Origin of the sequence: Anaerosalibacter sp. Marseille-P3206 (assembly GCF_900155565.1) — a bacterium.
GTDB lineage: Bacteria > Bacillota > Clostridia > Tissierellales > Sporanaerobacteraceae > FUHM01.
In genome coordinates, this window is the sequence record NZ_FUHM01000002.1 from 1337811 (window position 1) to 1363819 (window position 26009).

Sequence of the window (26009 nt, forward strand, 5' to 3'; positions counted from 1 at the left end):
ACTATATCTATGCCTTTTTCTTTTGATTATAAGTGTCAAAAGCAACAGCAGCCAACAAAACTAATCCCTTTATAGCTTGTTGCCAGTCAATACCTATACCCATTATTGACATACCATTATTTAAAACACCCATTACAAGACCACCAACTACAGCACCAATAATAGTTCCTACCCCACCAGAAGCTGAGGCACCACCAATATAACATGCAGCAATTGCGTCTAATTCAAACCCATTTCCTGCTGAAGGTGTAGCTGCATTAAGCCTACCTGAAAATATTATACCCGCCAAAGCAGCAATTAGTCCCATATTTACATATGTTAAAAAGAAAACCTTGTTGGTTTTTATACCAGAAAGTTCAGATGCTCTCTCATTTCCACCAAAAGCGTATATTCCTCTACCAATAACAGTCTTTTTAGTTATATAGCTATAAATTAATATCAAAAGCACCAATAAAAATAACACCACTGGCACTCCATTATATAGGCTTAACCAATACAATGAAAACATAATTAAAGCTATCTCAACAATAATTTTCAATATAAAAACATTACTTTTAGTTGTTTTAATATTATATCTTTGTTCTCTTTTTCTTCTCCTAATCTCAATAAACACTACCAAAAGAGAAAACAATACTCCCACAATTAATGATACTAATCTTATCATATCAGGATTTTTAGTTAAAAATCCAGCTGCAAGATATTGATATGACTTTGGAAAAGGAGCTAAAGTATTTCCATTTAGAATAACCAATGTCAGTCCTCTAAAAATCAACATTCCTGCCAATGTAACTATAAATGAAGGAATTCTAACATATGCAATCCAAAAACCCTGCCATGCACCTACTAAAACTCCAATAGCTAAAGCTACTATTATTGTCAACCACACAGGCAGTTGATAAGTAACTATCATCACTCCTGCAATTGAACTAACAAATGCCAATACAGAACCTACAGAAAGGTCAATATTTCCCGTCAATATAACTGGTAACATTCCAATAGCCAATATAAGAACATAACTATTCTGCATAATAAGCTTAGAAACATTCATTGGCTTTAAAAGAACACCACCTGTAGTAATCTGAAACAATATAGTTATAGAAATTAATGCTATAAACATTGCATACTTTCTAATATTAATCTTCATATTCTTGTCACTCAACTTCTCCATGGCTATCCCTCCCTTATACTTTGTATAATACACTTCATAATGTTTTCTTGAGACGCATTATCCCTTGTTAGTTCTCCTACAAATCTTCCCTCGTTCATAACATATATTCTATCGCTCATACCTAATACTTCAGGAAGCTCTGAAGAAATAATAATAATGGATTTACCTAATGCCGCCAATTCGTTGATAATAGTATATATTTCATACTTTGCTCCTACATCTATACCTCTAGTAGGCTCGTCTAATATCAAAACATCTGGGTCTGAATAAATCCATCTAGCTAACATAACCTTTTGTTGATTTCCACCTGACAAATTCCCTGTTTTATGAAAAATATTTGGTGCCTTAATATTTATTTTTTCCAAATATTCATTTGCAACATTAATTTCCTTATATTCATCTAGTATTCCATTTTCACTAATCTTATCTAAACTAGCTAATGTAATATTTTCCCTAATATCATTCATCAATATTAGGCCCTTTTCTTTACGATCCTCTGTAACATATCCAATCCCATTGTCTATTGCATCAACAACATCATCAATTACTAATTCCTTACCATCTTTTAATATAGTTCCACTGATTTTAGAACCATAAGATTTCCCAAAAATACTCATTGCCAACTCTGTTCTTCCAGCACCCATTAGTCCTGCAATTCCAATAACTTCACCTTTTCTCACATAAAAGTTGACATCATCAATCACTACTTTGTCAGGAATGTGAGGAGAATATACCTTCCAGTCCTTTACTTCAAAGTAAACATCCCCTATCTCATTATTCCTAGCTGGATATCTATCTGTTATTTCTCTTCCTACCATGCCCTTAATGATTCTATCTTCAGTAATATCATCTGTTTCTCTATTTAAAGTCTCTATAGTCTTTCCATCTCTAATAACTGTAATCTCATCGGCAACCTTTTCAATTTCATTTAATTTATGAGATATGATGATACAAGTCATACCTTGTTTTTCCTTCAAACTCAAAATCAAATCCAACATCTTTTCACTATCTTGATCATTAAGTGAAGCTGTCGGTTCATCAAGTATCAACAACTTTACATCTTTAGCCAAGGCCTTTGCAATCTCTACCAATTGCTGTTTGCCTACTCCTATTTCCCTTATAAGAGTATTTGGCTCCTCTGACAGCCCCACCTTGTCCATATATTCTAAACAATCTACCCTAGTTTTTTCCCAATCTATAACACCTTTAGTAGCTCTTTCATTTCCCAAAAACATGTTTTCCATTATAGAAAGGGTAGGTATCAGGGCATGTTCTTGATGAATAATGACTATTCCCTTATTTTCACTATCCTTTATATTTTTAAAGCCACACACTTCACCTTCAAATACTATTTCTCCACTATAACTACCACTTGGGTAAACCCCACTTAATATATTCATTAGAGTAGACTTTCCTGCCCCATTTTCTCCTACTATAGCATGAATAGTGTTTTTTCTTACTTTAAAATTCACATTATCAAGTGCTTTTACTCCAGGGAATTCCTTTATTATATTTTTCATTTCCAGCAAAACATTATCCATTTATATCACCATTCCTACTGTTCAATGTAAAAGTAAATATTTAAATTAAATTTCATACTAGTTAAAACTAGTATGAAATTTAATTAGTTTATTGCAATTGATCTTCTGTATAATATCCACTGTCTATTAGCAATTCTTTATAATTGCTCTCATCAACAAATTTAGGCTCTAATAAATATGATGGAACTACCTTAACACCATTATCATATGTTTCTGTATCATTTACTTCTGCTTCTTTACCACTAACTATAGAATCAACCATTTCAGCAACCTTGTCTGCTAAAGCTCTTGTATCTTTAAATACTGACATAGATTGATCTCCAGCAATTATAGCTTTTACATTTGAAATATTAGCATCTTGTCCTGTTAATATAGGCATTGGCTTTTCACTAGTTCCATATCCTGCTGATTTCAATGCAGATTGTACGCCAAGAGAAACTGAGTCATTTGAACACAATACAGCATCTATTTTTTCATCTGTATAATGAGTTGTAATAATATTGTCCATTCTAGCTTGTGCTTCTTGTTCATCCCAATTAGGTGTTGCTGCTTGTTCCCTAGTAGTTTGGCTTGATTTTACAACTAATTGTCCATTATCAATATACTTTTGTAAAACATCCATAGCTCCACCATAGAAGAACACAACATTATTATCATCTAATGGACCAGTCGCAATTTCTAAATTAAAAGGTCCCTTTCCTTCACTTAATCCAAGCTTGTCTTCTATATACTTTCCTTGAATAGTTCCAACATTATAGTTGTCAAAAGTAGCATAATAGCTAACTGCATCTGTATTCATGATAAGTCTATCATATGCAATTATGTCTATACCATCTTCCTTAGCGCTATCCAATACATTTGTCAACGCACTTCCGTCTATAGCTGCTACAACTATTACTTTTGCACCTTTAGTTATCATGTTTTCAATTTGAGAAATTTGAGACTCTGTCTTGTTTTCTGCAAATTCAAGTTCTACTTGATAACCCTTTTCTTCTAGAATCTTCTTCATGTTTTCACCGTCTTGATTCCATCTTTGAAGTGACTTAGTAGGCATTGATACCCCAACGATAACACTATCAGAATCGTTACTTTTTTCTGTAGCACCACAGCCTACCATAGAAATTACCATTAGCATAGTTAAAACTATTGCAATAAATCTTTTCATTTTTATGATACCTCCTATAATTTTTCTGTGCTCGTGCACATTTGCAAGTATATTTTATAGTCTTTTTTATTATATGTCAATAGGAAACCGTTTTATTATAGATAAATAAGCCAAGGGACGGCATTTGAAACCTTTGGTCAATAACCGTCCCCCGACTCACACAAAAAGGGGACAGTAAACCTGTCCGAGGCCACTGAAAAAGTGCCCTTTTAATAACACCTTAATCCTAAAATAATTATTTTCTAATAAAATACCAATTTAAATCTAAAAAACTTCATAATAAAAGAGAATTTAGAGGATAGTATACTTGCTATCCTCTTTAAATTAACTGCTATTGCAGTTAATTTTGCTTGTGTGGACATGCTTCTTAAACCATACCCCCGAGCACGGTTTAATCCATGATTATTTTTCATTTCGCCATTTTTCCCTTCATGGCAAGCTCTTTTTTTATATTTTTCTTTGAATTCATCTGTTTTTTGTTCTTGACTGTATCCATAAAATTCAGGAGTGTTTATACCTACTTCAAGAATTTTACCAATATTTTTGCCAGTTTTACACTCTTCTCTTTTGCTACAATTCCTGCATTTTTCCTTTTCAAAGTAATATTTATATGTCTCTTTTCCGCTTTTGTCTTTTCTATGTTTTTTTCTTATTGTTATGTTTCCTTCGCTACAAAACCATTCATCTGAATCTTTGTTGTAACTAAATATTTCTTCATCTATCTTATATGCCATTTCGCTTATTGGGATATATGCTTTTGCTTCCATTTCTTTTATTTTATCTAATATCGGCTTTCTAAAATATGCTTTATCTCCAAATACTTCTTCTACTTTTAAACCTGTTTGATTAGTCAATTCTATTAACTTATCAAAATTTGTTCCATCTACATATTCTCCACTTTTTACTGTTACCGCTGTTATTATCCTCTCATCAGTTGTCATCATAAATTCTGTTTTATATCCAAAAAAACGTTCTGTTTTACTTTTATGTCCGACTCTTGCTTCTTGGTCAACAATTGATCGAACTCCTCTTTGTTCTAAGAATTTTGGATCTTTTAATATTTCTTTTGCATTCTCCAAAATCATTATTGTTTTAGGATTTTCTTCTTGATTAACAATGTTTTCAACTTTTTTAATTTCTTTTTCAAGATAATCCTTCATAGTTTTCTTTGCTTCTTTATGATTTTCAATTTGTTTGTAATCTGGAATATCTTTATCTATATTTTCAGGTAGTTTTCCCGATTCTTCTTCATAAGTTTTAAATATTTTCTTTGCTAAGTATTTCATTACCCTTTCAGGAGTAGCCTTAAAAGTATTAGCTTCTGTATGAGTTGCATCAATACTAATACCAGTATTTTCTATTATCCCTTTTTCTACACATTGTCTTACAATTTCAGTTATAATTTCGTCTAATGTTATATCATTTAATCTATGTACTCTAAATTTAGATAGTAAACTTGCCTCCGGCAAATCCTCATCTGGATTTATTCCTAAAAACCACATATATGATAAGTTTAATGAACATTCTTCAATTAGCTTTTCATCCGACAAATTGTACAAGTACTGTAATATCAAAAGTCTAATCATAAGTTCAGGGTCCTTAGCTGGCCTTCCATAGTATTTGTTGTATGATACTTCAAGTAGTTTCGTTACAAAACTTAAGTCTATAGCTTTATTTATTAATTTTAATGTATGATTTTCTGGTATTTTATTATATAATATTGAGTAGATGCTTAATTGATTATTTTTGCCTTTAAGCATTGCAAATCCTCCTTTTGGTTATGTTTTCTTATCAATTACATTATACCAAATTAAGGAGGATTTTGCTTTTCTATTTTATATTTAATTCATCTTACATATTATTACATCGTTTTTCAGTGGCCTCAACCTGTCCCCTTGTCCTTATTGTTCTTTTTTTGTATCCTTAATCATATTGTCCCATTTCTCTACTAGTTCTGCTCTGTGTTCTCCTGACCATTTCAAATCATAATTATTTAGCTTAACGTTAGAAAATTGTTTTGCTTGTTCTGGTATCTTAGCGTCTGGATTAGTTGGGAATTGGTATGAACCAAATTGTTGACCTATTTCTTGTGCTTCCTTAGTCAATGCCCAATCAACAAATATCTTTGCTGCTTCTAGTTCTGGTGCACCATCAATGATTCCAACAGCTGCTGTTGAATACCAAGTTCCATCTTCTGGAGCTATAACACTTATATTTTCAAATCCTTCTTCAATATGACGTAATCCATTGTGCATAAATGTAATACCTATAGCTGCTTCTCCTAGTCCAGCAGACATTGCAGGAGCTGAACCTGATTTTGTATATTGCTTAACATTTTCATCAAAGTCTTTCATATATTCAAGTCCTGCTTCTTCTCCTCTTTGTTGTACCATTCCAGATAAGAAAAGGAATGCAGTACCTGAAGCACCTGGATTAGCAACCACTATTTGATCCTTGAATTCTGGTTTCAATAAATCATCCCAAGTCTTAGGTTTTTCAATATTTCTTTCTTCAAAGAAACGATTATCTACTACAAATCCTAGTACCTCATTGTAAATACCAGTCCAATATCCTTCAGGATCCTTTTGTTGCTCATCAATATTAGCTGCATTTGGAGATACATATGGTTGCAATAATCCTTCTTGTTGTGCTGCTACAAATGAATCAGCAGGACCACCATACCAGATACTAGCTTTTGGATTGTCTTTTTCTGCTCTAACACGGCTCAATATCTCTCCACCACTCATACGAACAAAATCAACTTTAATTCCTGTTGCTGCTTCAAATTCCTCAGCAATCTTCATTGCTTGTTCTTCAACTACACCAATGTACATTGTCAATCTCTCAGGTTTTTTTTCAGCATTTTCTTGATTATTTTCTACTTTACTAGAACCACATCCAGTAACTAAAGTTAAAAGCATTGCTACAACAATAAATATACTTATTTTCCTTTTCATGTTCATACCTCGCTTTTTTATATATTTTGTTTCATAGAAACCTAGGATAATTTGATAATGTGTAAACTTTCTTCTTGAATATTAAGTTTAACTCTATCTTTCACATGATAGATTTTCCTTCCACTTGGATTAGAAACTTCAACAAATATTGTATGTTCTCCTACTTGTATGAAATATTCTTGAACATTTCCCATAAAGGTAGACATAGTAACCAATCCATCATACTTACCAGTATCTCCAACTGCTACTGCTTCAGGACGAATGACAACTTTAACCTTATCACCAATTTTAAAATTATCCTTGCCCTTTAGTGGCACCCTCACCACGCTATTTAGCATTTCAACCATAGCATGATTAGCTTCAATGCCCTTCACTACTCCATCAGCAAAATTAGCAGTTCCTATAAAATCTGCAATAAACTCAGTAGCAGGTTGTTGATATACCTCTTGAGGAGTACCTACCTGTTCAATTTTTCCCTTATTCATAATGATTACCTTATCAGACAAACTCATGGCCTCTGATTGATCATGAGTAACATATATGCTAGTCAAACCAAGTTCTTGCTGAATCTTTCTTATCTCATTTCTCATATAAATCCTCAACTTGGCATCCAAATTGGATAAAGGTTCATCAAATAGCATTACCCCTGGTTCCATTACCAAAGCTCTAGCCAGTGCAACTCTCTGTTGCTGACCTCCAGACAATTGTCCTGGATTTCTACTTTCAAGACCCTTCAATCCTACCAAATCAATTATTCTATTAACCTTCTCAGTTATTGTACTATCCTTCATCTTTTGAATCCTCAGTCCATAAGCAATATTTTCAAAAATATTGTAATGAGGAAACAATGCATAACTTTGGAACACCATAGCAGTATCACGCTTATTGGGTGGTTGTTTGTTGATGTTTTCATCACCTAGTATTATTTCACCTGAAGTAGGTGTTTCAAAACCAGCTATCATTCTCAATGTTGTTGTCTTTCCACATCCAGAAGGTCCAAGTAATGTGACAAATTCCCCAGGATTAATAGTTACTGATATATTGTCAACTGCTTTAAATACACCATTATTACTATGACTTTTAAACTCCTTAGTTACATTTTTAAGAATTACATTTTTAGACTCTTTCATACCCATTCTCCTTTAAGTTAACTTAATGCTATCTTTGCTTCCACCTAGCAATCCAACAAGCTTGTACATGATAAATATAGCAATATATACAATTATTATTAGTATTGTTGAAAAAGCAGAAGCCGTACCAAACTTACCTACTTCAACTTGATCAAGTACAACAATAGTTAGCAATCTAACTCTAGCTGAAATCAAGAATATAACAGCACTCAAAGATGTCATACTCTTGATAAAGGAATACACCAATCCTCCTAAAAACGCCGACTTAATCATTGGAAGGGTAACAGTAGTAAACACCTTAAAAGAATTTGCTCCCAAATCCTGAGCAGCCTCTTCAATACTTGGATCTATCTGTTGAAGAGTATTGACTCCTGACTTGATGCCAACTGGCATACTCCTAGCAATAAATGCAATAATGATAATAGCTGCCGTACCTGTCAAAACAATTGGTGGTGAATTGAAGGCCAATATATACCCTATACCTACAACAGTACCAGGTACTGCAATCCCTATAACTGATGTAAAATCTATGAAACTTCTTCCAACAAATCTCTTCCTTACAATCAAATAAGCAATAACCATAGAAATAATACCTGTTATAGGAGAAGCAATAGCAGAGAAAATCGTGGTATCCGCAATAGCCTTCTTACCGATTGAAAAGGCATATCTATAATGATCCAATGTAAAGGAATAATTAATACCCCATAGCTTCACAAAAGATCCCAATGGAATAAGGGCATAGAGCATTATAATTAAAGCCGATATAAAAGTACACAAAAATGATATTGGTATTCTAATATGCTTGTCTTCTATCAAAACACGGTCCTTAGCAGTCTTTCCAGTTACCGTAACATAGGATTTTCTCTCCAAATAATATTTAGAAAGTACAAATAGCAATAATGAAATATTCATTAGTATAATAGAAAGAGCTGCTGCACTAGCCAAATTATAGTTTCCAATTGCCTGCTGATAGATTTGAACCGCTAAAGTATTAAAACCTCCTCCAATAGCTGTAGGGTTTCCAAAATCAGCTATTGACTTGATAAACACCAACAAGAAAGAATTTGCTATAGCTGGCTTTGCAAGAGGCAAAGTAACCTTGGAAAACGTATCCCATCTAGAGCCACCAAGATTTTGAGAAGCTTCCTCCATAGATGGATCAATAGTCTTTAATACACCATTTAATAGTAAATAAGACAATGGGAAAAAAGACAATGTTTGTACCAAGATAAGCCCAGGTAAACCATAAATATTAAAATCCTTCAATCCCAATAGGGAATAAGTTATAAGCCCTCTACTACCAAATAAATAGATAATAGATAATGATATTGCAAAAGGAGGAGAAATCATTGGCAATAGTGCAATTAGATTAAAAAGCTTTTTCCCTCGCATCTTTATATAGGCTTCCCCATAGGCAAATATAAAACCAACAACAGTGGCCAAAACTCCTGTAATAGTTGCCAAAAGCAAAGTATTTAATATAGCTTGGAAATTTGATGAAGATGTAAAAGATTCTACATATGCCTTAAAAGTAAAATTACCATCTAAATCAATCAAACTTTGCTTTAGTACTTCATACAAAGGCAAAACAATAAATACAAATAATGCAATAATAACTGCAATTATAGTTAGTAACAATATTGGATCTCTAATGAGCTTCTGAAATTCTTCCTTATATTGCTTGCCCTTATTTGTTTCCTTTACACAACTCGTGTTTTCACTCATTAATTTTCACTCCTCACAATCCCTAAACTGGCTATTCCCAACAAGTATGGAATACGCCTTCCTTATCAATCCTATTGTAAGTGTGGGCCCCAAAGAAATCCCTTTGAGCCTGAATAAGATTGGCTGGAAGATTTTCCTCAACCATGCTATAGAAATAATCTAAAGCTGTATGGAAAGCAAAAGTTGGAACATAGTAGTCCATGGCAATATTTGATATATATTTAATAGAGTTTACTTTTCCCATAAGAAATGTCAAGGATTTTTCATTGTTTAAAAGATTGATATTTTCATTGTCTTCAGCTAATATTTCCCTGAAGAAATCCAACATCTCTGCTCTAATAATACATCCACCCTTCCATATCCTAAGGACTTCGGAAATATCTATATTAAAATTATAAACCTTTGACGCCTCAGAAATAACCCAAATTCCTTGGGAAAATAGCATAAAGTTGGTAAATAACAATGCATTTTCTAGCTCTTTCAATAGATTTTCTCTATCAGAAAATGCTTCTATATCATACTTTGAAATCATATTTGAAAGATTTCTTCTATCTTCTTTGAAAAATGAAATCTCTCTGCTCTCTACAGCTGTACTCAATGATGGAGCAGGTATCCCAAGGTCCAAAGCCACTTGAGCTGTCCACTTACCTGTGCCCTTTTGTCCAGCCTTATCAAGTATCACATCAACAATAGGCTTATTGGTTTCGTCATCTTTAAAATTCATGATCTTGTAGGATATCTCCATAAGGTATGAACTAAGTTCTCCCTCATTCCACATTTCAAATTCCTTAGCAATTTCCTCTGAAGAAAGCTTCAAAACTTTTCGCATAATATCATAAGCTTCAGAAATAGCTTGCATCATACCATATTCAATGCCATTGTGTATCATCTTTACAAAATGTCCTGCAGCACCATCTCCCACATATGAACAACAACGGCCATCCTCAGTATTGGCGGCAATCTTAACCAACATATCCTCTACCAAACCATAAGCTTCTCTTGAACCTCCAGGCATAATAGAAGGACCATTCAATGCTCCAGATTCTCCACCTGAAACTCCCACACCAAGATACAATATACCGTTTTCCTTCAACTCATCCATTCTTCTAGTAGTATCAGGGAAATGAGTATTGCCACAATCCATGATGAGATCGCCCTCTTCAATGTAGGGAAGCAATTGTCCAATAACACTGTCCACTGGTTCACCAGGCTTTATCATTAGTATGATCTTTCTAGGCCTTTCTAATGAATTTACAAAATCCTCAATATCACAAAAGCCTGAAAAATTGTGACCTTTTCCTTCATTATTCACAAAATCCTGAGTTTTACTAGAAGTATGGTTAAAAACCGATACACTATATCCATTATCTTCTATATTCAAAACAAGATTTCGTCCCATAACTCCTAGTCCAATTAAACCAATATCATTCATGTGTATATCTCCTCTTTCATAAAATATAATCATGGTAATTTTTTTCACAAACTTTTGAACTCATGAAAAAAATTTTATTTTCTTTTATTATATACCTTAGGAAAAATATTTTCAATAAGTATTTTATTATCTAGTTTTTTTGTTATAATAAAATAAGACATATAATATATGAAAAAAGGTGATACTATGAAATCAACTCCAAGTGTAATACTTCAAATAAAATCAAATTATAATACATTTAATGAAACGGAAAAAAAAATAGCTGAATATATTATAGATAATCCTAGAACATTAATAAATTCAACTATTAGTCAAGTAGCAGAAGCTCTTGATTTAGCCGATGCTACAATATTTCGTTTTTGCAAAAAAATCAATTTCAAAGGATTCCAAGATCTTAAGATAACTTTAGCAACAGAAGTTACTGATGGAATCAAAAGCTATGCAAATGAGGAACTTGATGAAAATGATGATCAACAATCTATCATCAACAAGGTTTTTAAGGCCAATATGACAGCAATAAATGATACATTGTATTCTATTGACCCCAAAAACATGGAAAAAGCTGCCAATACAATATTAGAAGCCGATCAAATAGTATTCTATGGTAATGGTGGTTCTGGTGCTGTTGCCATGGATGCCCATCACAAATTTCTAAGAACTGGATTGAAAGTATCTTCATATACGGATTATCACATGCAACTTATGTCTGTTGCACAGTTGACACCAAAAGATGTAATAATAGTAATATCTCACACTGGCTCTAATCTAAATATAATGAACATAGTAGATATAGCTAAGGAAAATGGCACGAAAAGTATAGGTATAACTTCTTTTTCAAAATCCCCTATCAATGAAAAAGTAGATATCTCTCTAAATGCTGTATCTCAAGAAACAGCATATCAATTTGAAGCTTTTGCCTCTAGAATCGCCCATTTAAGTATAATAGATGCACTATATATAAGCGTTAAAATGAAAAGAAAAGATGAAACTGACCAAGCAGTGAAAAGGATGAGAGATGCCATAGCCATCACAAGAATATAAGTCACGGATAAGTCTCCTGACTCACAAAAAGGGACAGTGAACCTGTCCCCTCGTCCTTTAATCTTTTATAAATTTTTTATACAACAATAATCCTGCTAAAAATCCAAAGATATGTGCCCACCATGCTACTCCTGCAGTGATACCATTAATACCTGAACGAAGTTGACTTATAAACCATATGAATAAGAAAATTTGAGCTGGCACTCGTATGAAAAACGGTATAAATGGAACTAAAGTCACTATTTTAGAATTGGGACACATCATAAAGTATGCTCCCATGACTCCTGCAATAGCTCCAGATGCCCCAACCGTTGGAACATTTGACATTGGATTGAAAACAAAATGAGCAAGACCTGCTATCAATCCAGTTAATATATAAAAAATAAAAAAATTAAAAGAACCCATATGGTCTTCAACATTGTCTCCAAACAACCATAACGACCACATATTACTAACAATATGAAATATATCTCCATGCATAAACATACTAGTGAACAGTGGAATATATGATTCAATATGAATGAAACCATCCTTAAACCGTGATGGTATAAAAGCATATTTATATATCTCTTCTAAAGCCTCATCATAAGGCAATGTTAACCTATTTGCAAACACTACAATATTTATCGCTATAATAGTTATTGTAGCTACTGGAATCCTCCTACTTGTAGCAGTATCCCTAAGTGGAAGCATATATAGTCACCTACTTTCTCAATCTATTGACTATATTATAGCAAAATAATGAGAATATAAAAATAGCTTATATCAATATATGTACATCATGAGTCAGGGGACAAGTCAGGGGGCTGCTCACAATCCCCTGACTCATTTCTGGTTGTAGATAGTATATGTCTAATCATTTTTCATAAAATTGACAGTATTCCGATATTATAATATAATTTGAACAAATAGAATTAAAAGGGGGTTTATTTAATGGCTACTGATCATGTTGAAGACTTAAAATGTTTACAAGAATCATATGGTAAACTAGGCAAAAACTGTCCCGAGGTAATGAAAGCTTTTATGGGCCTACATCATCAAGCTACAAAAGATGGTGCACTTTCTTTAAAAACAAAAGAATTAATCGCATTAGGAATAGCTATTGTAGTTAAATGTAAAGGTTGTATTGAAAGTCATGTAAAAACAGCTCTAGATGCTGGAGCTAAACCAGAAGAAATATACGAAACAGTAGAAGTGGCTATTTTAATGGGAGGAGGTCCTGGTACTGTTTATGGTGCCATGGCCATAGAAGTTATGGAACAATATCTAGCAAAATAATCAAACTTATTTAAGCCAAAATGAGTCAGGGGGCTGTTCAAAACAGCCCCCTGACTCATAATATTCAAATAATATTCATAATGGAGATGAAAACATGAAAAAGAAATTTTTTATTTTATTATTGTTTGTATTTGTATTTTTACTTACAGGTTGTACTAGTGATTATTATAAAAATAAAGGGGACAAGTATTTTGCTACCAAGGATTATGAAAATGCAGAAAAATATTATTTAAAGGCATTGGAAAAAGAAGTTGATTCTGATATTTATATTAAATTAGCGGATTTACATAGGGAAAATCATCAGTATGATAAAGAAATAATGGCTATTATGGATGGTAAAAATAAACTAGATGAGTCTATAGACTTAGATATAAGACTTGCCAAATATCAAGCCTTTGTAGGCAATGAAGATGAAGCTAGGACTTATTTAAAATATTTGCTTAAGGAAAAATATGATGAAGAAATCTTGAAGGAATTATTTGAAATATATTTAGAATATGGAGATAGCAATAGTATTGATGATTATTATGAAGAGTTTAAAGATAAAATAAAAAACTTAGATACTAAAATATTAGCCTATAAGGCTATCCGCTCAGATAGTAATCTTAGGAAAGAATTAGAGAGAGAATTGATAGACTCAAAAGATATAAAAGCCTATGAAGCTTTAATTGAAAGATTCTATAATTACCGAGAATATGAAAAGGTAGAAGAATTAATACTCAAATTAAACTCTATGGATGATGGATTAGAACTTTCTAAAATATATTCTAAACTTTTAACGATGAAAGATCTTTCTGTTATGGGAAAACAAACAGGTCATTTTATTAATATGGATAAAATGGACTTGGTGGTCATGTACAATGAAGATAATAGTTTCAATGACATCTATTTAGCCTTAATAGATGGGAAAACAGGAGAAATTGTAATGGATAAAAAAATGGAGGAATTTTGCCCAGATTCCTTAAGTTTATATGCATATGAACAAGAAGGTGAATTAGATAGGTTGGCTATAGTTTCTTATTATGGAATGTCAGCTACCTCTGGTAAGAATTTTAATTTATATGAATTTAGTAAAGATGACTTTAAAGAAATAGAAACTAATTTTGAAAGTGATTTAGAAATTAAATTATTAGAAGGATTTAAAATCCAAATAGAGTCAAAGAGCCTAAAGACAAAGTATATTATAGAAATCGCTAAAAATGATAGACTTGCCTATATAGAAGATGGTCAATATGATGAGAATGGAATACCTATTAAAGATAATGGAACTAGAATCTATATAGATGGCTATTCCTTGAAAAATAGTGGAGATTATAAAGATACCATAAGTGTATTATCCGGTTTTGGTGGTGCTTTTAGATATAGTGCCGATAGATTAGGCTATATTGAAGAATTATATAATGAAATAAATGGTAGCTTTAAATGCACTTCCTTTGTTGTGAAAAACATAGATGGTATGGAAAAGGAAACCAAATTTGTAGAGGGAGTGCGTGTAATCACTATTTCTGAACCTGAACAAGTCGAGGAAACTGAAGAAACTGAAGAAATTGAAGAAATTGAAGAAATCTATTATCCGGAGCGTCTAGTAGAAGATGATTACAAGCTGTTAATAGGTGATAAAACCATATTTGTTGATAATGATATAGATAATATTACGAAAATATTAGGTTCAGGAGAAGTAGAATTAGTAGAGCGTATTAATGAAGATTGTAATATGTATGAGTACAAAAAAGCTGGACTTACTATTGTCTATATAGAGAGAAATGACCCCGAAGGAAAACAAAAATTTAATGACTGTATCCTTGTAGATAAACCAGGGATAAAGACCATAAGAGGTTTGGAAGTTGGAATTGACGAAGATAAACTAGAAAAATTATATGGCCTTAAAAATTTGTTTTATGAAGATGAAAATGAATCCATATATATGTACCAAGAAGATGAGGATTTTAGATTTATGGATTTATTTGTAGTAGTTGATAAAAAAGAAAAAAAAGTTATAAGATTTAATTATTCTACTAATCTCTAAAAGATGATAACTGAGTAAGGTGAGGATATCACGTCCCCTGCTCATGACGATATTACCTCATGAAAATGCAGGATTTCATCAATTAACACAAAAGAAACATAGGAATTGTAACAATTCCTATGTTTCTTAATAAGAAATACGCTATTTCTGTGTAAAATTATCTATGCTTTTCTTCTTTTCCTTTATTTTTATCAGAATTAAGCTTTTTGTTTTGTTTCATTTCCTCATTGTCAAGTATTCCAATCTCACCAGCTAATTCATAGCTAGTTGCATCAAAATAATTTTTGTCAACCTTTTTCTTATTCTTATTATCTTTCATGATATCACCTCATATATAGTTTTTCAGTATTTCAATTTTACATACGAGGTAAACATGCCCAGCACCATGTATGAGAGAAAATAAGCTATTTCCCTCAAGTAATGATTAAACCTATCTATATTTATATGTCTATCAGATGAAATCTTCTATATTATTTTTTTCTTATTCATTTTTCCACACTTCTTTTCATTATTTCTATCATAATGTCCACTTCCTTAATTAAGATTACAATGCTTTTCCAGAAAATCTCACCATTCAACTGAGTCACTTACTTATAAGTTCTCTTATTTCATCCTTCCCAATTATTTCCAAACCTTCATATTCAACATCATATTTTCTCTTTATTATTTTCAATTGTTTTTTCAAACTTACTCTTGACTCTAAGCTTACACAACCTACTTTTATATTTTCGCTTATTTTATTGGATAAAGCTTCTAACTTCAATATATTAAGATATTTTATTACATTATCCTTGAAACTATCTGGTCTTACTTTTAATTCATAAAATTCTGAATTTATCAAATTATAACCAGCTATATCTATAGTCTTTCTATCTTTGTTAAAATCTCCAGATACATCAATGTACTCTATTTCAACTCCATCTATTATAACCTTACATCCATAATCAAAAATACTATCCCTTCTAGAATACATAGAAGACAGCTTGTCTGGAAATTACCTTTGAACTACTATTCATACTTATATTAATTGGAATTCTTTTTTTCATATCCATTTTAACATCTTCATTAAATTTACAATTTAATTCAACTAATTGTACATTTCTAAGCTGGATTTCATGATATAAATTCCTATCAACTTTCATATTGAAATCACTCCTTTTTTATATTAATAAAGTCTGCTTGCAAGCAGACTTTTCACTATTATTTTCAATTATAAAATTACTATCTTCTTCTAGGGGAACTACCCATTCAATAGAGTAATCAAAATCAATACTTATGTTTTCATTACATTGATTTCTACTTGTATATTCATTAGATATTAAAAAATCATTAGCTTTTTTAAAAGGCTCTATCATACCCTCTATCAAAAATACATCTTGAGAAACATGATCATGCTCTACAAAATCTTCTATTAAAAAATTATAATACTTAAACATATGAAAAATATCTTCATCATAATCATAAACATTAAGATTATCTAAAAATAAACTTATCTTTTCTATTCCTTCTTCCATTACGGTTTCTAAAAAAACTTGTGCCTCAACACTATCTATATCTTCATAATGATCCTTTATTTCATATACATTTGTAAAGTCACTAAAAGAAAATATTGGATCATATCTTCGAATATATTCCTGAACAAAATAAAGATAATTATGGAGATAATTATAATAGGTTATTTTATTTATATTTACTAAACAATCTAAATTTGTATACTTAGAAATATTATCTGATCCAAAATATGAACTTTTTTTATCAAATTTTATTGAAGAGGATATATTTAAACCCTTAATCCAATTATGCAAATTTAACATACTCAAAAAATCACTAATAATCATCCTCTTCCCTCCTTTATATCATTCATAATATTATATTCATATGATAATTATTATTTACTAATTTATAATAATTATTACCCATTTATCACAATTATTCATCTAAACTCTTTAAATTTAAGTACCTATTATATTTATTGTATCATATTTTTTTAAAATAAGAGAATTATTTTAATACATCTTTCTACATTTTTCTCTTATTCATTTTTTACACTTCTTTCTGCTCATATAAACACACCATCCATACTAATCTACTTACTTTAGTACATCTAATCTAGTAAGATTACTCGCAATTATATTAACTCACTAATCTGATAATGAGTCAGGGGACCGTGACTCACAAAACAAACCAGAAGCCTCAGCTTCTGGTTTTATATACACATATATTATTTTCCAACGTATTTTGATGGGTTTTGGTGTACCCCATTTTTTAGTACTTCAAAGTGTAGATGTGGTCCTGTGCTTCTGCCAGTGTTTCCTACGGCAGCTATTTTTTGACCTTTATATACTTTGGTACCTTTTTTTACATATATCTTACTACAATGACCATATCTTGTAACAAAGCCATTGCCATGATTTACTTCTACTAGATAGCCATATGCTCCTCTATATCCTGCAAAGGTTACTGTTCCTCCATCTGCTGCATTTATTGGAGTTCCTATTCTTGCTGCTAAGTCGATTCCCTTATGCATTCTTCCTCTTCTCATTCCATATCTAGAAGATAGTGATCCTCTAGTAGGCAATATGAATGCACCTGTTGCTGCTGTTAATGGAAGTTTTTTGGTACCCTTTACTATCAATTCGTCCACAGGTTTAGAGACTATTTCTTCTTTGATGATCTTTCTTTCTACTTCTACTCCATTATGTTTTGTTACCTTTGCTAATATATTGCTCTTACCTTTTACACCTTTTACTTTTACTTTCTTTTCGTTTTTGTACATGGATGTATTTTGTTCTATCTTTGTTTCATATGCTAGTTCTTGTTCGTATTGTACTTCTTCTACTGTAGCTATTGTGATAAGTGGTTTTGGCACTATTAGGCTCACTTCATCTCCAAGATAAATTTTTTCTGGATCTTTTCCTGGATTTGCACTTATCAATTCATCTACTGTCATATTGTATTTTGCTGCTATTGTCCAGTAGCTTTCTCCTTCTTCTACAATATGAGTTTTCTCTTCAGTTGTACCTGTAGCTATTATAGATTTTACTTCATCTAATGATTTAACTTGTGACATAGGTATGTCTTTTTTTACTACCTTTACATCTTCTACAAAAGTCACTTCTTCTATATTTGAATTTTCGTTTATTCCTTCAATATATGGTGATTTAACTGCATAGAGTAGTTCATCTGCTTCTTTTTTGGTCTTGAAGGCTCCAATGTCCTTCCCATCAATTTGTAGAACATAGCCGCTGACAAGAAAAGTTAATTTTGATCTGATATTTTTTCTCAAATCAGTTTCAGTGATTATTTCTTCATCTTTTGCATGAGTATCTACAAATTCTATTTTCTTATCCAATACTATTTCCACATCATATGTACTTGCCAATTCTTTTTCTATCTGTTCTATTAATTTTTCTGCAACTTCTCTATCTCTTACTGTTCCTAGATCCTCTCCTCCAAATTTAATAGAAAACGCTCTAGTCTTTACCTCATCTACCTTTAATATTATCCCAATACATGCTATCAATACTATTATTGTCAATGCCATTAAGCTGTTTTTCGTATTTAAATTTTTGGGTCTAAGCTTCCTAAGATGATCTTTAAAGTTGAAATGTTCATTAGGTAGTTCCATAGTTAGACTCCTTCCTATTTTGGTTTAAGCTTCAAACCAAAAAGTTTTTGTTGTAACTACTTTGTAACCTTTTTGTAACTTATTTGTATATAACACTTGTACATTATATCACAATTCTTTATATTATCAAATATTTTTATTTACATTATTTTATTCAATTTAATTTAAATTATTCCTATGTATTTATAATTTGTTATAGGGAAGACTTCTATTAAATGGTTTTTATTAATAAATATATAAATATAAATTTTATTAGGAGGCAAGTATGAATTTAAACCCTAAGATAGAGTCTTCTTCAGTAAATTGCTATTCTCCCATGGCTGTATATGATCTTAGCAATTATATGTTTGATACTTTTATTCAGTCTAAAGTATTTGATTATGATCAAGTAGTTATTCTTTGTATAGGCTCTGATAGATCTACTGGAGATTCCCTAGGACCCTTGGTTGGATACAAATTGAAATCTATGTTGTTTAAGCATAAGGAAGTTGTTTTGCTGGGTACTCTTGATGAGCCTGTTCATGCAAAAAATTTAGAAGAAAAAATAGAATACATATATGCTAATTTTTCAAACCCATTTATATTGGCTATAGATGCCTCTTTAGGTCAGTTTGATAAGATAGGATTTATTAATATAAGAAAAGGGCCATTAAAGCCTGGACTAGGAGTAAACAAAATACTACCTACTATAGGGCATGTAAGCATTACTGGAGTTGTAAATGCTTCTGGTATCATGGAGTATGTAGTCCTTCAAAATACTCGTTTGAATTTGGTGATGAGGATGGCTGAAGTTATTTCTAAAAGTATACATCTTTGTATGATCAAATACAAAAAGATTAAATCCAATTAATTTTTTGCGAAAAACATCGAAAAATTGTATATATTTTGGCATATGTGGTATAATTATATTGTCAAAGACCTGTCCATTTAAATATTATTTAAAAACCTCGGGATTTTCTCGAGGTTTTTGTTTGTCTATTAAAACAAGTCAGTATATACTCTGCTTTTTATTATCTCATCTATTTCATCTATAGTTCTTCCGTCTGCATTTATGAGTAGTGTTCCCATTCCATTTACTGTGGTAAATCCCATATTCATATTTATATAGTTGCTTAAGTATGGGCTTTGTCCTTCTGGGTTTTGATATATTGCTGCTTCTATATTTTCATCATCCATAGAAGTGACTATATAGCCTCTGTTTTCTAGTTCTCTTTTTACATTTTCTAAATCATCTTGTACTCCTATTCTCCTAGACATTAAAAAAACCTCCTTATTTTTAATAATATTATTTGTTAAGAAGGTTTTTTTATTCAATATTTATTTTTAACGAGCCATGATTTGATCTTCTCCATGAATGGCTCTATCTATGGCTTGCATTTCTTCAACAGAAAGTGGGTATTTTGATTGTCCTTTGACTATAGGTTTGCCATATGAAGTGGTGTATTCTCTGCCAAATATACTGGTGATGACTACTCCGTTTAGATTGTCATCTAGTAATGCAAGGGAAAAGCTTAGTTCACTTCCCATGTCTGCAAAGGCATTGTATCTTATCATTCCTACTTTTTGTATTGCATATTTTAGTCTAGAGTCTAATTCTTGACATCTACTTTCAAGTTTTTCTGTATCAGCTCTTACTCCTTCTATTTCTTTTAGAGTTTCAAGTATCAACTCTTCTAGATTTATACCTTCTACATCTTTTACTAATGCATTGTACTTTTCAGTTATTCTTCCTACTCTAAACTGTTCTATTAGATATAGGATTAAAACTACTAAAAATGCTGCCATTAGTCCTATAATTATTTCTACATTATATTCAATGATTATCTCTTTAAGTTGTTCCATATGTTTCCCCTCTCCATTATATCTCTTTAGAAATTTGTTTAATAGCTTTAACTCCCAAATCTATTTCTTCATGAGTGTTGAAAGGTCCAAAACTAAATCTTACTGCACCTTGCTTGAAGGAGCCTACTGTCTTGTGAGCTAGTGGTGCACAGTGTAGTCCGGATCTTACACCTATATTGTATTCTTCATCTAGTATATAGCTTACTTCAGATGAGTCTTCGTCTCTTATGTTTATAGTTACTACTGCACCTTGTTCCCTTACATCCTGTGGTCCATATATTTTTATACCATCAATTTTTAGTAGTTCTTCTATGAAATGTGATGTCAATTCTTCTTCTTTTTTTCTGATGTTTTCTATGCCTGTTTCTAAGATGTATTTTACACCTTCTCCTAATCCTATGATTCCTGGTGCATTTGGAGTTCCGCTTTCATATTTGTCTGGCAATATTTCTGGTTGATATAGTATGTCTGAGGCACTTCCAGTTCCACCTGCTTTTAGTTCCTTTACCTCTATGCCTTCCCTTATATATAGTCCTCCTGTGCCTTGAGGTCCAAGTAGTCCCTTATGACCTGGAAATGCTAGAAGGTCTATGTTCATCTTTTCTACATCTATATCATATACCCCTGCTGATTGGGCTCCATCTACCATGTATATTAGTCCATGTTTTTTGGCTATTTGCCCTATCTCCATGATGGGCATTATTGTTCCTGTTAGATTGGATACATGAGTGGTTATTATCATCTTAGTATTATTTTTGATTGCCTTTTGTATATCCAATGGGTTTATTCTACCCTTAGAATCACCTTGTACTATTGTTACTTCTACACCTACTTTTTCCAGATGTTTTAATGGTCTTAGAACTGAATTGTGTTCCATTGAAGTTGTTACTACATGATCTCCTGGATTTAGTATTCCTTTTATCCCTAAGTTTAGGCTATCTGTACAATTAAATGTGAATATTACATTCATAGGATTTTTTATATTGAACAGTTTTGCTAAAATCTCTCTTGTTTCATATATTTCCCTACCTGCTTTCAGTGCCATCTTATGACCTGCTCTTCCTGGGTTTGCACCATATTCCTTCATTACTTCCATTATTCTGTCATAAACTATTGTAGGTTTAGGAAAGGAAGTCGCCGCATTGTCAAAATAAATCACATCTACACCCCCAAGTTGATTGATATTTTTATTATAACATATTATATGTCATATCAAATGCTAATTGCAAAGAAAAATGAATTTGAAATCATTGACATAGAAAAGTCCCATATCTGTTATTTTCAGCTCTGGTATCACTGGGAGGGCTATAAATGATAGTGTCATAAATGGTTCTATTTCACTATTTACATTTAGCTCTTCATGGGCGATTTTTAGCATATTTTTGTATTTTTTATTTACTATTTCTAGTGGCTCACTAGACATGAGACCTGCAATAGTTAGGGGAAGGCTATCTAGTACTTTTCCATTGGATACAATTGTTATTCCCCCACCTATTCTTTGGATTTCTTCTATGCAGTATAGCATATCTTCATCATTATCTCCTATCACTATTATATTATGAGAGTCGTGAGCAATTGTAGATGCTATTGCACCATTTTTAAGACCAAAACCCTCTACAAGGCCTAGGCCAATGTTTCCAGTTTTGTTGTGTCTTTCTATGACTGCAACTTTTAGTAGATTGTCATTCATTTTTCTTTCAAGTTTTTTTGTGACTAAACTATGAGGCTCTATACCTATGACATTTACATTTTCCGATTTCAGTTGTAAATCTAAATCCTCTCGTTTTATCTTTTGAATGTTAACAGAGTTTGCAACCTTTTCTGTACTTGATGGTGTTCCTTGAAATAGGGGTTGTAGATTTTCACTTACTGCTTTTCCATTTTTAAATACTTTCAATATATTGAAGTCTTTTAAATTGTCTATAACTACTAGATCCGCAGTATATCCTGGAGCAATAGCTCCTTTTCCCTTTAGGCCATAGCATTCTGCACTGTTTAGTGTTGCCATTTTGATAGCGTCTATTGGGTCTATGCCTGATTCTATTGCCAATTTGATATTGTAATCTATATGACCATCTTTGAGAATTTCTTCTGGATGTTTGTCGTCAGTGCAAAATAGACATCTTCTCAAGTTGTCTTTACTTACAGCTTTTATGAGTTCTTTGAGGTTTTTGGCTGCTGAACCCTCTCTGATTAGTACATACATACCCAATCTCAGTCTGTTTAACATCTCTTCTAATGTGGAGCATTCATGTTCTGTGGATATACCTGCTACTATGTATGCATTTAGCTCTTTGTCTGAGATTATTGGACCATGGCCATCTATTTTTTTCCCTTCTGCCATGATTATCTTTTGAAGTACAGATTCATCTGTATTTATTACTCCTGGATAGTTCATCAATTCTCCTAGACCTAATACTCTTTCTTCACCTATGAGTTCTTTTAGATCATCAGCCTCGAGTTTTGCACCTGAGTTTTCAAAGGGTGTTGCTGGAACACAGCTAGGAAGCATTACAAATACATCTAGAGGTAAGTTTTTACTATCTTCTAAAATATATTTGATGCCATCTATTCCCTTTACATTGGCAATCTCATGGGGATCTGCTATTATGCTTGTGGTACCTCTTGGTACTATTGCCTTGGCAAATTGAGCTGGAGTTACCATGGAAGATTCTATGTGAACATGTCCATCTATGAATCCAGGGGATAGGTATTTTCCTTTTAAATCTATTTCTTCTATACCATCATATTGGCCGATTCCTACAATGGTATCTTTTTCTATGGCCACATCTCCTTCTATTATTTCATTTGTAAATACATTGATTATTTTGCAGTTTTTTAGAACTAATTGTGCTTTTTTGTCTCCTTTTGCAATGGTTATTTTATTCTTTAATTCTTCTAGTTTCATTTTTTCCTCCTTAAGTGTAAATACCACCTCCCAAATGGAAGGTGGTATATTTTTTAGATAAAGAATTTCACTACGAATAGTATGGATAGTATGAACATTACAATGGATATATCTTTCCATTTTCCAGTTAATAGTTTTAGTACTACATAGGATACCATTCCAAATACTATTCCTTCTGCGATGCTATATGCTAATGGCATCATGATGATAGTTAAGAATGCTGGTATTGCTTCTGTGAAATCATCTAGATCAATTTCTTTTATTGGACTCATCATGAACAATCCTACTAATATCAATGCTGGTGCTGTAGCTGCTCCTGGAACTGCTATGAATATTGGGGAGAATATTAGTGCTAATGCAAATAGACATGCAGTTGTAAAGGATGTTAGACCAGTTCTACCACCTTCTGCTACTCCTGAAGCACTTTCTACATATGTTGTTACTGTACTAGTTCCTAAGCAAGCTCCTGCAACTGTACCTACTGCATCTGCAAATAGGGCTTGTTTTACTTTTGGAAGTTTTCCATCTTTGTCAAGCATTTTTGCTTTCGAGGATACTCCTACAAGAGTACCTATAGTGTCAAATACGTCAACGAATAGGAATGTGAACAATACTACAAACATGTCTTTTGTGAATATTTCACTCCAAACAAATTGGAATGCTACTGGTTTTAATGATGGTGGTAATTGAACTATTTTGGTTATTGGTTCTGTAACTCCCATTGGGATACCTATTAATGTAGTAACTATTATACCTATTAGTAATGCACCTTTAACTTTTTTTGCAAGTAATACTCCCATTATTATAAGTCCTATGATAGCTAATAGTGCTGGTCTTTCACCTAAATTACCTAGTGATAGTATGACTCCTTCACCTTGTTGTATGATTCCTACATTGGATAGTCCTATACAGGCAATGAAAAGCCCTATTCCTACTGAAACTGCTTTTTTAAGATTCATTGGTATGGCATTGAATATTGCCTCTCTTACTCCAAATAGTGATAATACTATAAAAACTATACCTTCTAAAAATACTGCAGTTAGAGCAAATTGCCATGAGTGTCCCATTACTATAACTACTGAATAAGCAAAGAATGCGTTAAGTCCCATACCTGGCGCTAGTGCAAATGGATAGTTTGCATATAATGCCATTATGAGTGTTCCTATTACTGCTGATAATGCGGTGGCTGTAAATACTCCTCCCTTATCCATTCCAGCATCACCTAATATTAGCGGATTTACACTTAGTATATAAGCCATCGTCATAAATGTAGTAATTCCTGCTAATACTTCAGTTTTTACATCAGTTTTGTTTTCTCTTAGTCTGAAGGTTTTTTCCAGGAAACCTTCATTTACTGAACCATTTGACATCTCACTTCCTCCTTTTATTTTATTAAGCAAAAGGAGACCTATGGTTTTGCCTTAGGTCTACTTTTGTCTTTACTAACTTAGTTTTTCATATACTATTTCTAATACTTCTTCTTTTAGTTCTTTTCCTTCTTTTAGTATGCTATCTATTTCATTTTGAATTTTGTTTACATATTCTTCGTCTTTGATGCCTAATAGATTGATTTTTACATTGAATAGTGCACCTTCTAGTCCTGAGTATGCTAATAGTGAACCTACTCCTACATCTGTTATGGCATTTTGGTTTCCATATTGTGCAAAAGGTTTTTGAAGTCTTAGTACTGCTAGACATTCTTTAGCACAGTTTAGAGGAACTTCTAGAGCTATTTTTGTAGCATCTTCTATTGCCTTTCTTCTTATGGATTTTTCTTCTTCTGTTTCTTTTGGCAATTTCATTGCTTCCATTACTTTGTTAAATGATGTAGTGTCTTCATCAACTATTTCATTTAATCTTGATATTAAACCTTGAAGTTTTTCTAAGTTTTCATCTATGGTCTTTTTTTGACAATCATCTAATTTTTCATAAGCCTTTCTGCCTACAGTTAAGTTTCCAACCATACTAGTTAGACCTGCACCTAAGCTTCCTGCTAATGCTGAAACACTTCCTCCTCCTGGAGCTGGTTCGTTACTAGCTACTTGGCTTACAAAATCTTTTACAGTTTTTTCAATTAACAAAATACCGCCTCCTTGTTATAATCAAATGTCGTTACCTATGTTTTTAAGTATATCAAATTTATCGAAATATTTAAATTGATTTATTGA

General features: G+C 32.1%; 24 protein-coding genes. 4 read left to right on the forward strand and 20 right to left on the reverse strand.

Annotated elements, in window-relative coordinates; genetic code table 11:
* Positions 1-7 precede the first annotated feature (7 nt).
* The 8 genes from mmsB to gndA all read right to left on the reverse strand — a co-directional run bounded on the left by mmsB (position 8) and on the right by gndA (position 11118).
* Positions 8-1168 (reverse strand): multiple monosaccharide ABC transporter permease, encoded by a 1161-nt coding sequence (gene mmsB / locus BQ9840_RS07765; RefSeq protein ID WP_077369251.1) that lies wholly within the window; start codon positions 1166-1168, stop codon positions 8-10.
* Positions 1169-1170: 2 nt separating this feature from the next.
* Positions 1171-2688, reverse strand: a complete 1518-nt coding sequence (mmsA, locus tag BQ9840_RS07770) for a multiple monosaccharide ABC transporter ATP-binding protein (protein ID WP_304528590.1) — start codon at positions 2686-2688, stop codon at positions 1171-1173.
* A 109-nt stretch (positions 2689-2797) separates the two neighbouring features.
* Positions 2798-3874, reverse strand: coding sequence for a multiple monosaccharide ABC transporter substrate-binding protein (gene chvE, locus BQ9840_RS07775; protein ID WP_097677468.1), 1077 nt, complete (start codon positions 3872-3874; stop codon positions 2798-2800).
* Positions 3875-4116: 242 nt separating this feature from the next.
* Entirely contained in the window at positions 4117-5634 is a 1518-nt protein-coding gene (locus BQ9840_RS07780) for an IS1182 family transposase (protein WP_077369253.1), read from the reverse strand.
* A 141-nt stretch (positions 5635-5775) separates the two neighbouring features.
* A complete protein-coding gene (locus tag BQ9840_RS07785) occupies positions 5776-6831 on the reverse strand; it encodes an ABC transporter substrate-binding protein (RefSeq protein WP_200804896.1) in 1056 nt (351 codons plus the stop codon).
* A 41-nt stretch (positions 6832-6872) separates the two neighbouring features.
* Positions 6873-7961, reverse strand: coding sequence for an ABC transporter ATP-binding protein (locus BQ9840_RS07790; protein WP_077369255.1), 1089 nt, complete (start codon positions 7959-7961; stop codon positions 6873-6875).
* Positions 7962-7973: 12 nt separating this feature from the next.
* Complete coding sequence (locus BQ9840_RS07795; RefSeq protein WP_077369256.1) at positions 7974-9686, reverse strand: ABC transporter permease; 1713 nt, start codon at positions 9684-9686, stop codon at positions 7974-7976.
* Positions 9687-9717: 31 nt separating this feature from the next.
* Entirely contained in the window at positions 9718-11118 is a 1401-nt protein-coding gene (gndA, locus tag BQ9840_RS07800; RefSeq protein ID WP_077369257.1) for an NADP-dependent phosphogluconate dehydrogenase, read from the reverse strand.
* A 168-nt stretch (positions 11119-11286) separates the two neighbouring features.
* On the opposite strand from gndA, the gene BQ9840_RS07805 reads away from it, so the two are divergent.
* Positions 11287-12159 (forward strand): MurR/RpiR family transcriptional regulator, encoded by an 873-nt coding sequence (locus BQ9840_RS07805; RefSeq protein WP_200804897.1) that lies wholly within the window; start codon positions 11287-11289, stop codon positions 12157-12159.
* 57 nt (positions 12160-12216) lie between these two features.
* Here BQ9840_RS07805 and BQ9840_RS07810 read toward each other — a convergent pair whose 3' ends face one another.
* The gene (locus BQ9840_RS07810) at positions 12217-12852 is read right to left on the reverse strand and encodes a rhomboid family intramembrane serine protease (RefSeq protein ID WP_077369259.1); all 636 of its coding nucleotides are present in this window, start codon (positions 12850-12852) and stop codon (positions 12217-12219) included.
* A 240-nt stretch (positions 12853-13092) separates the two neighbouring features.
* Between BQ9840_RS07810 and BQ9840_RS07815 the strand changes: the two genes are divergently transcribed.
* The gene (locus BQ9840_RS07815; protein ID WP_077369260.1) at positions 13093-13437 is read left to right on the forward strand and encodes a carboxymuconolactone decarboxylase family protein; all 345 of its coding nucleotides are present in this window, start codon (positions 13093-13095) and stop codon (positions 13435-13437) included.
* 94 nt (positions 13438-13531) lie between these two features.
* Positions 13532-15463 carry a tetratricopeptide repeat protein gene (locus tag BQ9840_RS07820; protein WP_077369261.1) on the forward strand — a complete coding sequence of 644 codons (1932 nt, stop codon included), beginning with the start codon at positions 13532-13534 and terminating at the stop codon, positions 15461-15463.
* Positions 15464-15620: 157 nt separating this feature from the next.
* On the opposite strand, the gene BQ9840_RS12525 is transcribed toward BQ9840_RS07820, so the two are convergent.
* The 5 genes from BQ9840_RS12525 to BQ9840_RS13020 form a co-directional block, all read right to left on the reverse strand.
* Positions 15621-15782, reverse strand: coding sequence for a hypothetical protein (locus BQ9840_RS12525; protein WP_159436120.1), 162 nt, complete (start codon positions 15780-15782; stop codon positions 15621-15623).
* Between the two features lie 264 nt (positions 15783-16046).
* On the reverse strand, positions 16047-16436 hold the full coding sequence (locus BQ9840_RS07825) for a hypothetical protein (protein WP_077369262.1): 390 nt from the start codon (positions 16434-16436) through the stop codon (positions 16047-16049).
* Complete coding sequence (locus tag BQ9840_RS07830; RefSeq protein ID WP_077369263.1) at positions 16426-16605, reverse strand: hypothetical protein; 180 nt, start codon at positions 16603-16605, stop codon at positions 16426-16428. The genes BQ9840_RS07825 and BQ9840_RS07830 overlap by 11 nt, the downstream gene beginning before the upstream one ends.
* 18 nt (positions 16606-16623) lie before the next feature.
* Entirely contained in the window at positions 16624-17301 is a 678-nt protein-coding gene (locus tag BQ9840_RS07835) for a hypothetical protein (RefSeq protein ID WP_077369264.1), read from the reverse strand.
* A gap of 383 nt (positions 17302-17684) precedes the next feature.
* Positions 17685-19091, reverse strand: coding sequence for a M23 family metallopeptidase (locus BQ9840_RS13020; protein WP_077369265.1), 1407 nt, complete (start codon positions 19089-19091; stop codon positions 17685-17687).
* A gap of 265 nt (positions 19092-19356) precedes the next feature.
* Here BQ9840_RS13020 and yyaC point away from each other — a divergent pair, with 265 nt between their 5' ends.
* The gene (gene yyaC / locus BQ9840_RS07845; RefSeq protein ID WP_077369266.1) at positions 19357-19941 is read left to right on the forward strand and encodes a spore protease YyaC; all 585 of its coding nucleotides are present in this window, start codon (positions 19357-19359) and stop codon (positions 19939-19941) included.
* Positions 19942-20069: 128 nt separating this feature from the next.
* Here yyaC and BQ9840_RS07850 read toward each other — a convergent pair whose 3' ends face one another.
* The 6 genes from BQ9840_RS07850 to BQ9840_RS07875 form a co-directional block, all read right to left on the reverse strand.
* Positions 20070-20348 (reverse strand): YkuS family protein, encoded by a 279-nt coding sequence (locus BQ9840_RS07850; protein ID WP_077369267.1) that lies wholly within the window; start codon positions 20346-20348, stop codon positions 20070-20072.
* A 66-nt stretch (positions 20349-20414) separates the two neighbouring features.
* Positions 20415-20933 carry a DUF4446 family protein gene (locus tag BQ9840_RS07855; RefSeq protein ID WP_077369268.1) on the reverse strand — a complete coding sequence of 173 codons (519 nt, stop codon included), beginning with the start codon at positions 20931-20933 and terminating at the stop codon, positions 20415-20417.
* A gap of 16 nt (positions 20934-20949) precedes the next feature.
* Positions 20950-22092: an aminotransferase class V-fold PLP-dependent enzyme gene (locus BQ9840_RS07860; RefSeq protein ID WP_077369269.1), complete on the reverse strand. Its 1143-nt coding sequence runs from the start codon at positions 22090-22092 to the stop codon at positions 20950-20952.
* A gap of 60 nt (positions 22093-22152) precedes the next feature.
* A complete protein-coding gene (gene ade / locus BQ9840_RS07865) occupies positions 22153-23841 on the reverse strand; it encodes an adenine deaminase (protein ID WP_077369270.1) in 1689 nt (562 codons plus the stop codon).
* 53 nt (positions 23842-23894) lie between these two features.
* A complete protein-coding gene (locus BQ9840_RS07870) occupies positions 23895-25211 on the reverse strand; it encodes an NCS2 family permease (RefSeq protein ID WP_077369271.1) in 1317 nt (438 codons plus the stop codon).
* A gap of 72 nt (positions 25212-25283) precedes the next feature.
* Positions 25284-25922 (reverse strand): cyclodeaminase/cyclohydrolase family protein, encoded by a 639-nt coding sequence (locus BQ9840_RS07875; protein ID WP_234978636.1) that lies wholly within the window; start codon positions 25920-25922, stop codon positions 25284-25286.
* Between the last annotated feature and the right edge of the window lie 87 nt (positions 25923-26009).

Excerpts from the sequence above, each read along its gene's own strand:
- mmsB (WP_077369251.1), bottom strand. The coding sequence starts at position 1,168 with ATGGAGAAGTTGAGTGACAAGAATATGAAGATTAATATTAGAAAGTAT.
- mmsA (WP_304528590.1), bottom strand. The coding sequence starts at position 2,688 with ATGAAAAATATAATAAAGGAATTCCCTGGAGTAAAAGCACTTGATAAT.
- chvE (WP_097677468.1), bottom strand. The coding sequence starts at position 3,874 with ATGAAAAGATTTATTGCAATAGTTTTAACTATGCTAATGGTAATTTCT.
- BQ9840_RS07780 (WP_077369253.1), bottom strand. The coding sequence starts at position 5,634 with ATGCTTAAAGGCAAAAATAATCAATTAAGCATCTACTCAATATTATAT.
- BQ9840_RS07785 (WP_200804896.1), bottom strand. The coding sequence starts at position 6,831 with ATGAAAAGGAAAATAAGTATATTTATTGTTGTAGCAATGCTTTTAACT.
- BQ9840_RS07790 (WP_077369255.1), bottom strand. The coding sequence starts at position 7,961 with ATGAAAGAGTCTAAAAATGTAATTCTTAAAAATGTAACTAAGGAGTTT.
- BQ9840_RS07795 (WP_077369256.1), bottom strand. The coding sequence starts at position 9,686 with ATGAGTGAAAACACGAGTTGTGTAAAGGAAACAAATAAGGGCAAGCAA.
- gndA (WP_077369257.1), bottom strand. The coding sequence starts at position 11,118 with ATGAATGATATTGGTTTAATTGGACTAGGAGTTATGGGACGAAATCTT.
- BQ9840_RS07805 (WP_200804897.1), top strand. The coding sequence starts at position 11,287 with ATGAAAAAAGGTGATACTATGAAATCAACTCCAAGTGTAATACTTCAA.
- BQ9840_RS07810 (WP_077369259.1), bottom strand. The coding sequence starts at position 12,852 with ATGCTTCCACTTAGGGATACTGCTACAAGTAGGAGGATTCCAGTAGCT.
- BQ9840_RS07815 (WP_077369260.1), top strand. The coding sequence starts at position 13,093 with ATGGCTACTGATCATGTTGAAGACTTAAAATGTTTACAAGAATCATAT.
- BQ9840_RS07820 (WP_077369261.1), top strand. The coding sequence starts at position 13,532 with ATGAAAAAGAAATTTTTTATTTTATTATTGTTTGTATTTGTATTTTTA.
- BQ9840_RS12525 (WP_159436120.1), bottom strand. The coding sequence starts at position 15,782 with ATGAAAGATAATAAGAATAAGAAAAAGGTTGACAAAAATTATTTTGAT.
- BQ9840_RS07825 (WP_077369262.1), bottom strand. The coding sequence starts at position 16,436 with ATGTATTCTAGAAGGGATAGTATTTTTGATTATGGATGTAAGGTTATA.
- BQ9840_RS07830 (WP_077369263.1), bottom strand. The coding sequence starts at position 16,605 with ATGAAAGTTGATAGGAATTTATATCATGAAATCCAGCTTAGAAATGTA.
- BQ9840_RS07835 (WP_077369264.1), bottom strand. The coding sequence starts at position 17,301 with ATGATTATTAGTGATTTTTTGAGTATGTTAAATTTGCATAATTGGATT.
- BQ9840_RS13020 (WP_077369265.1), bottom strand. The coding sequence starts at position 19,091 with ATGGAACTACCTAATGAACATTTCAACTTTAAAGATCATCTTAGGAAG.
- yyaC (WP_077369266.1), top strand. The coding sequence starts at position 19,357 with ATGAATTTAAACCCTAAGATAGAGTCTTCTTCAGTAAATTGCTATTCT.
- BQ9840_RS07850 (WP_077369267.1), bottom strand. The coding sequence starts at position 20,348 with ATGTCTAGGAGAATAGGAGTACAAGATGATTTAGAAAATGTAAAAAGA.
- BQ9840_RS07855 (WP_077369268.1), bottom strand. The coding sequence starts at position 20,933 with ATGGAACAACTTAAAGAGATAATCATTGAATATAATGTAGAAATAATT.
- ade (WP_077369270.1), bottom strand. The coding sequence starts at position 23,841 with ATGAAACTAGAAGAATTAAAGAATAAAATAACCATTGCAAAAGGAGAC.
- BQ9840_RS07870 (WP_077369271.1), bottom strand. The coding sequence starts at position 25,211 with ATGTCAAATGGTTCAGTAAATGAAGGTTTCCTGGAAAAAACCTTCAGA.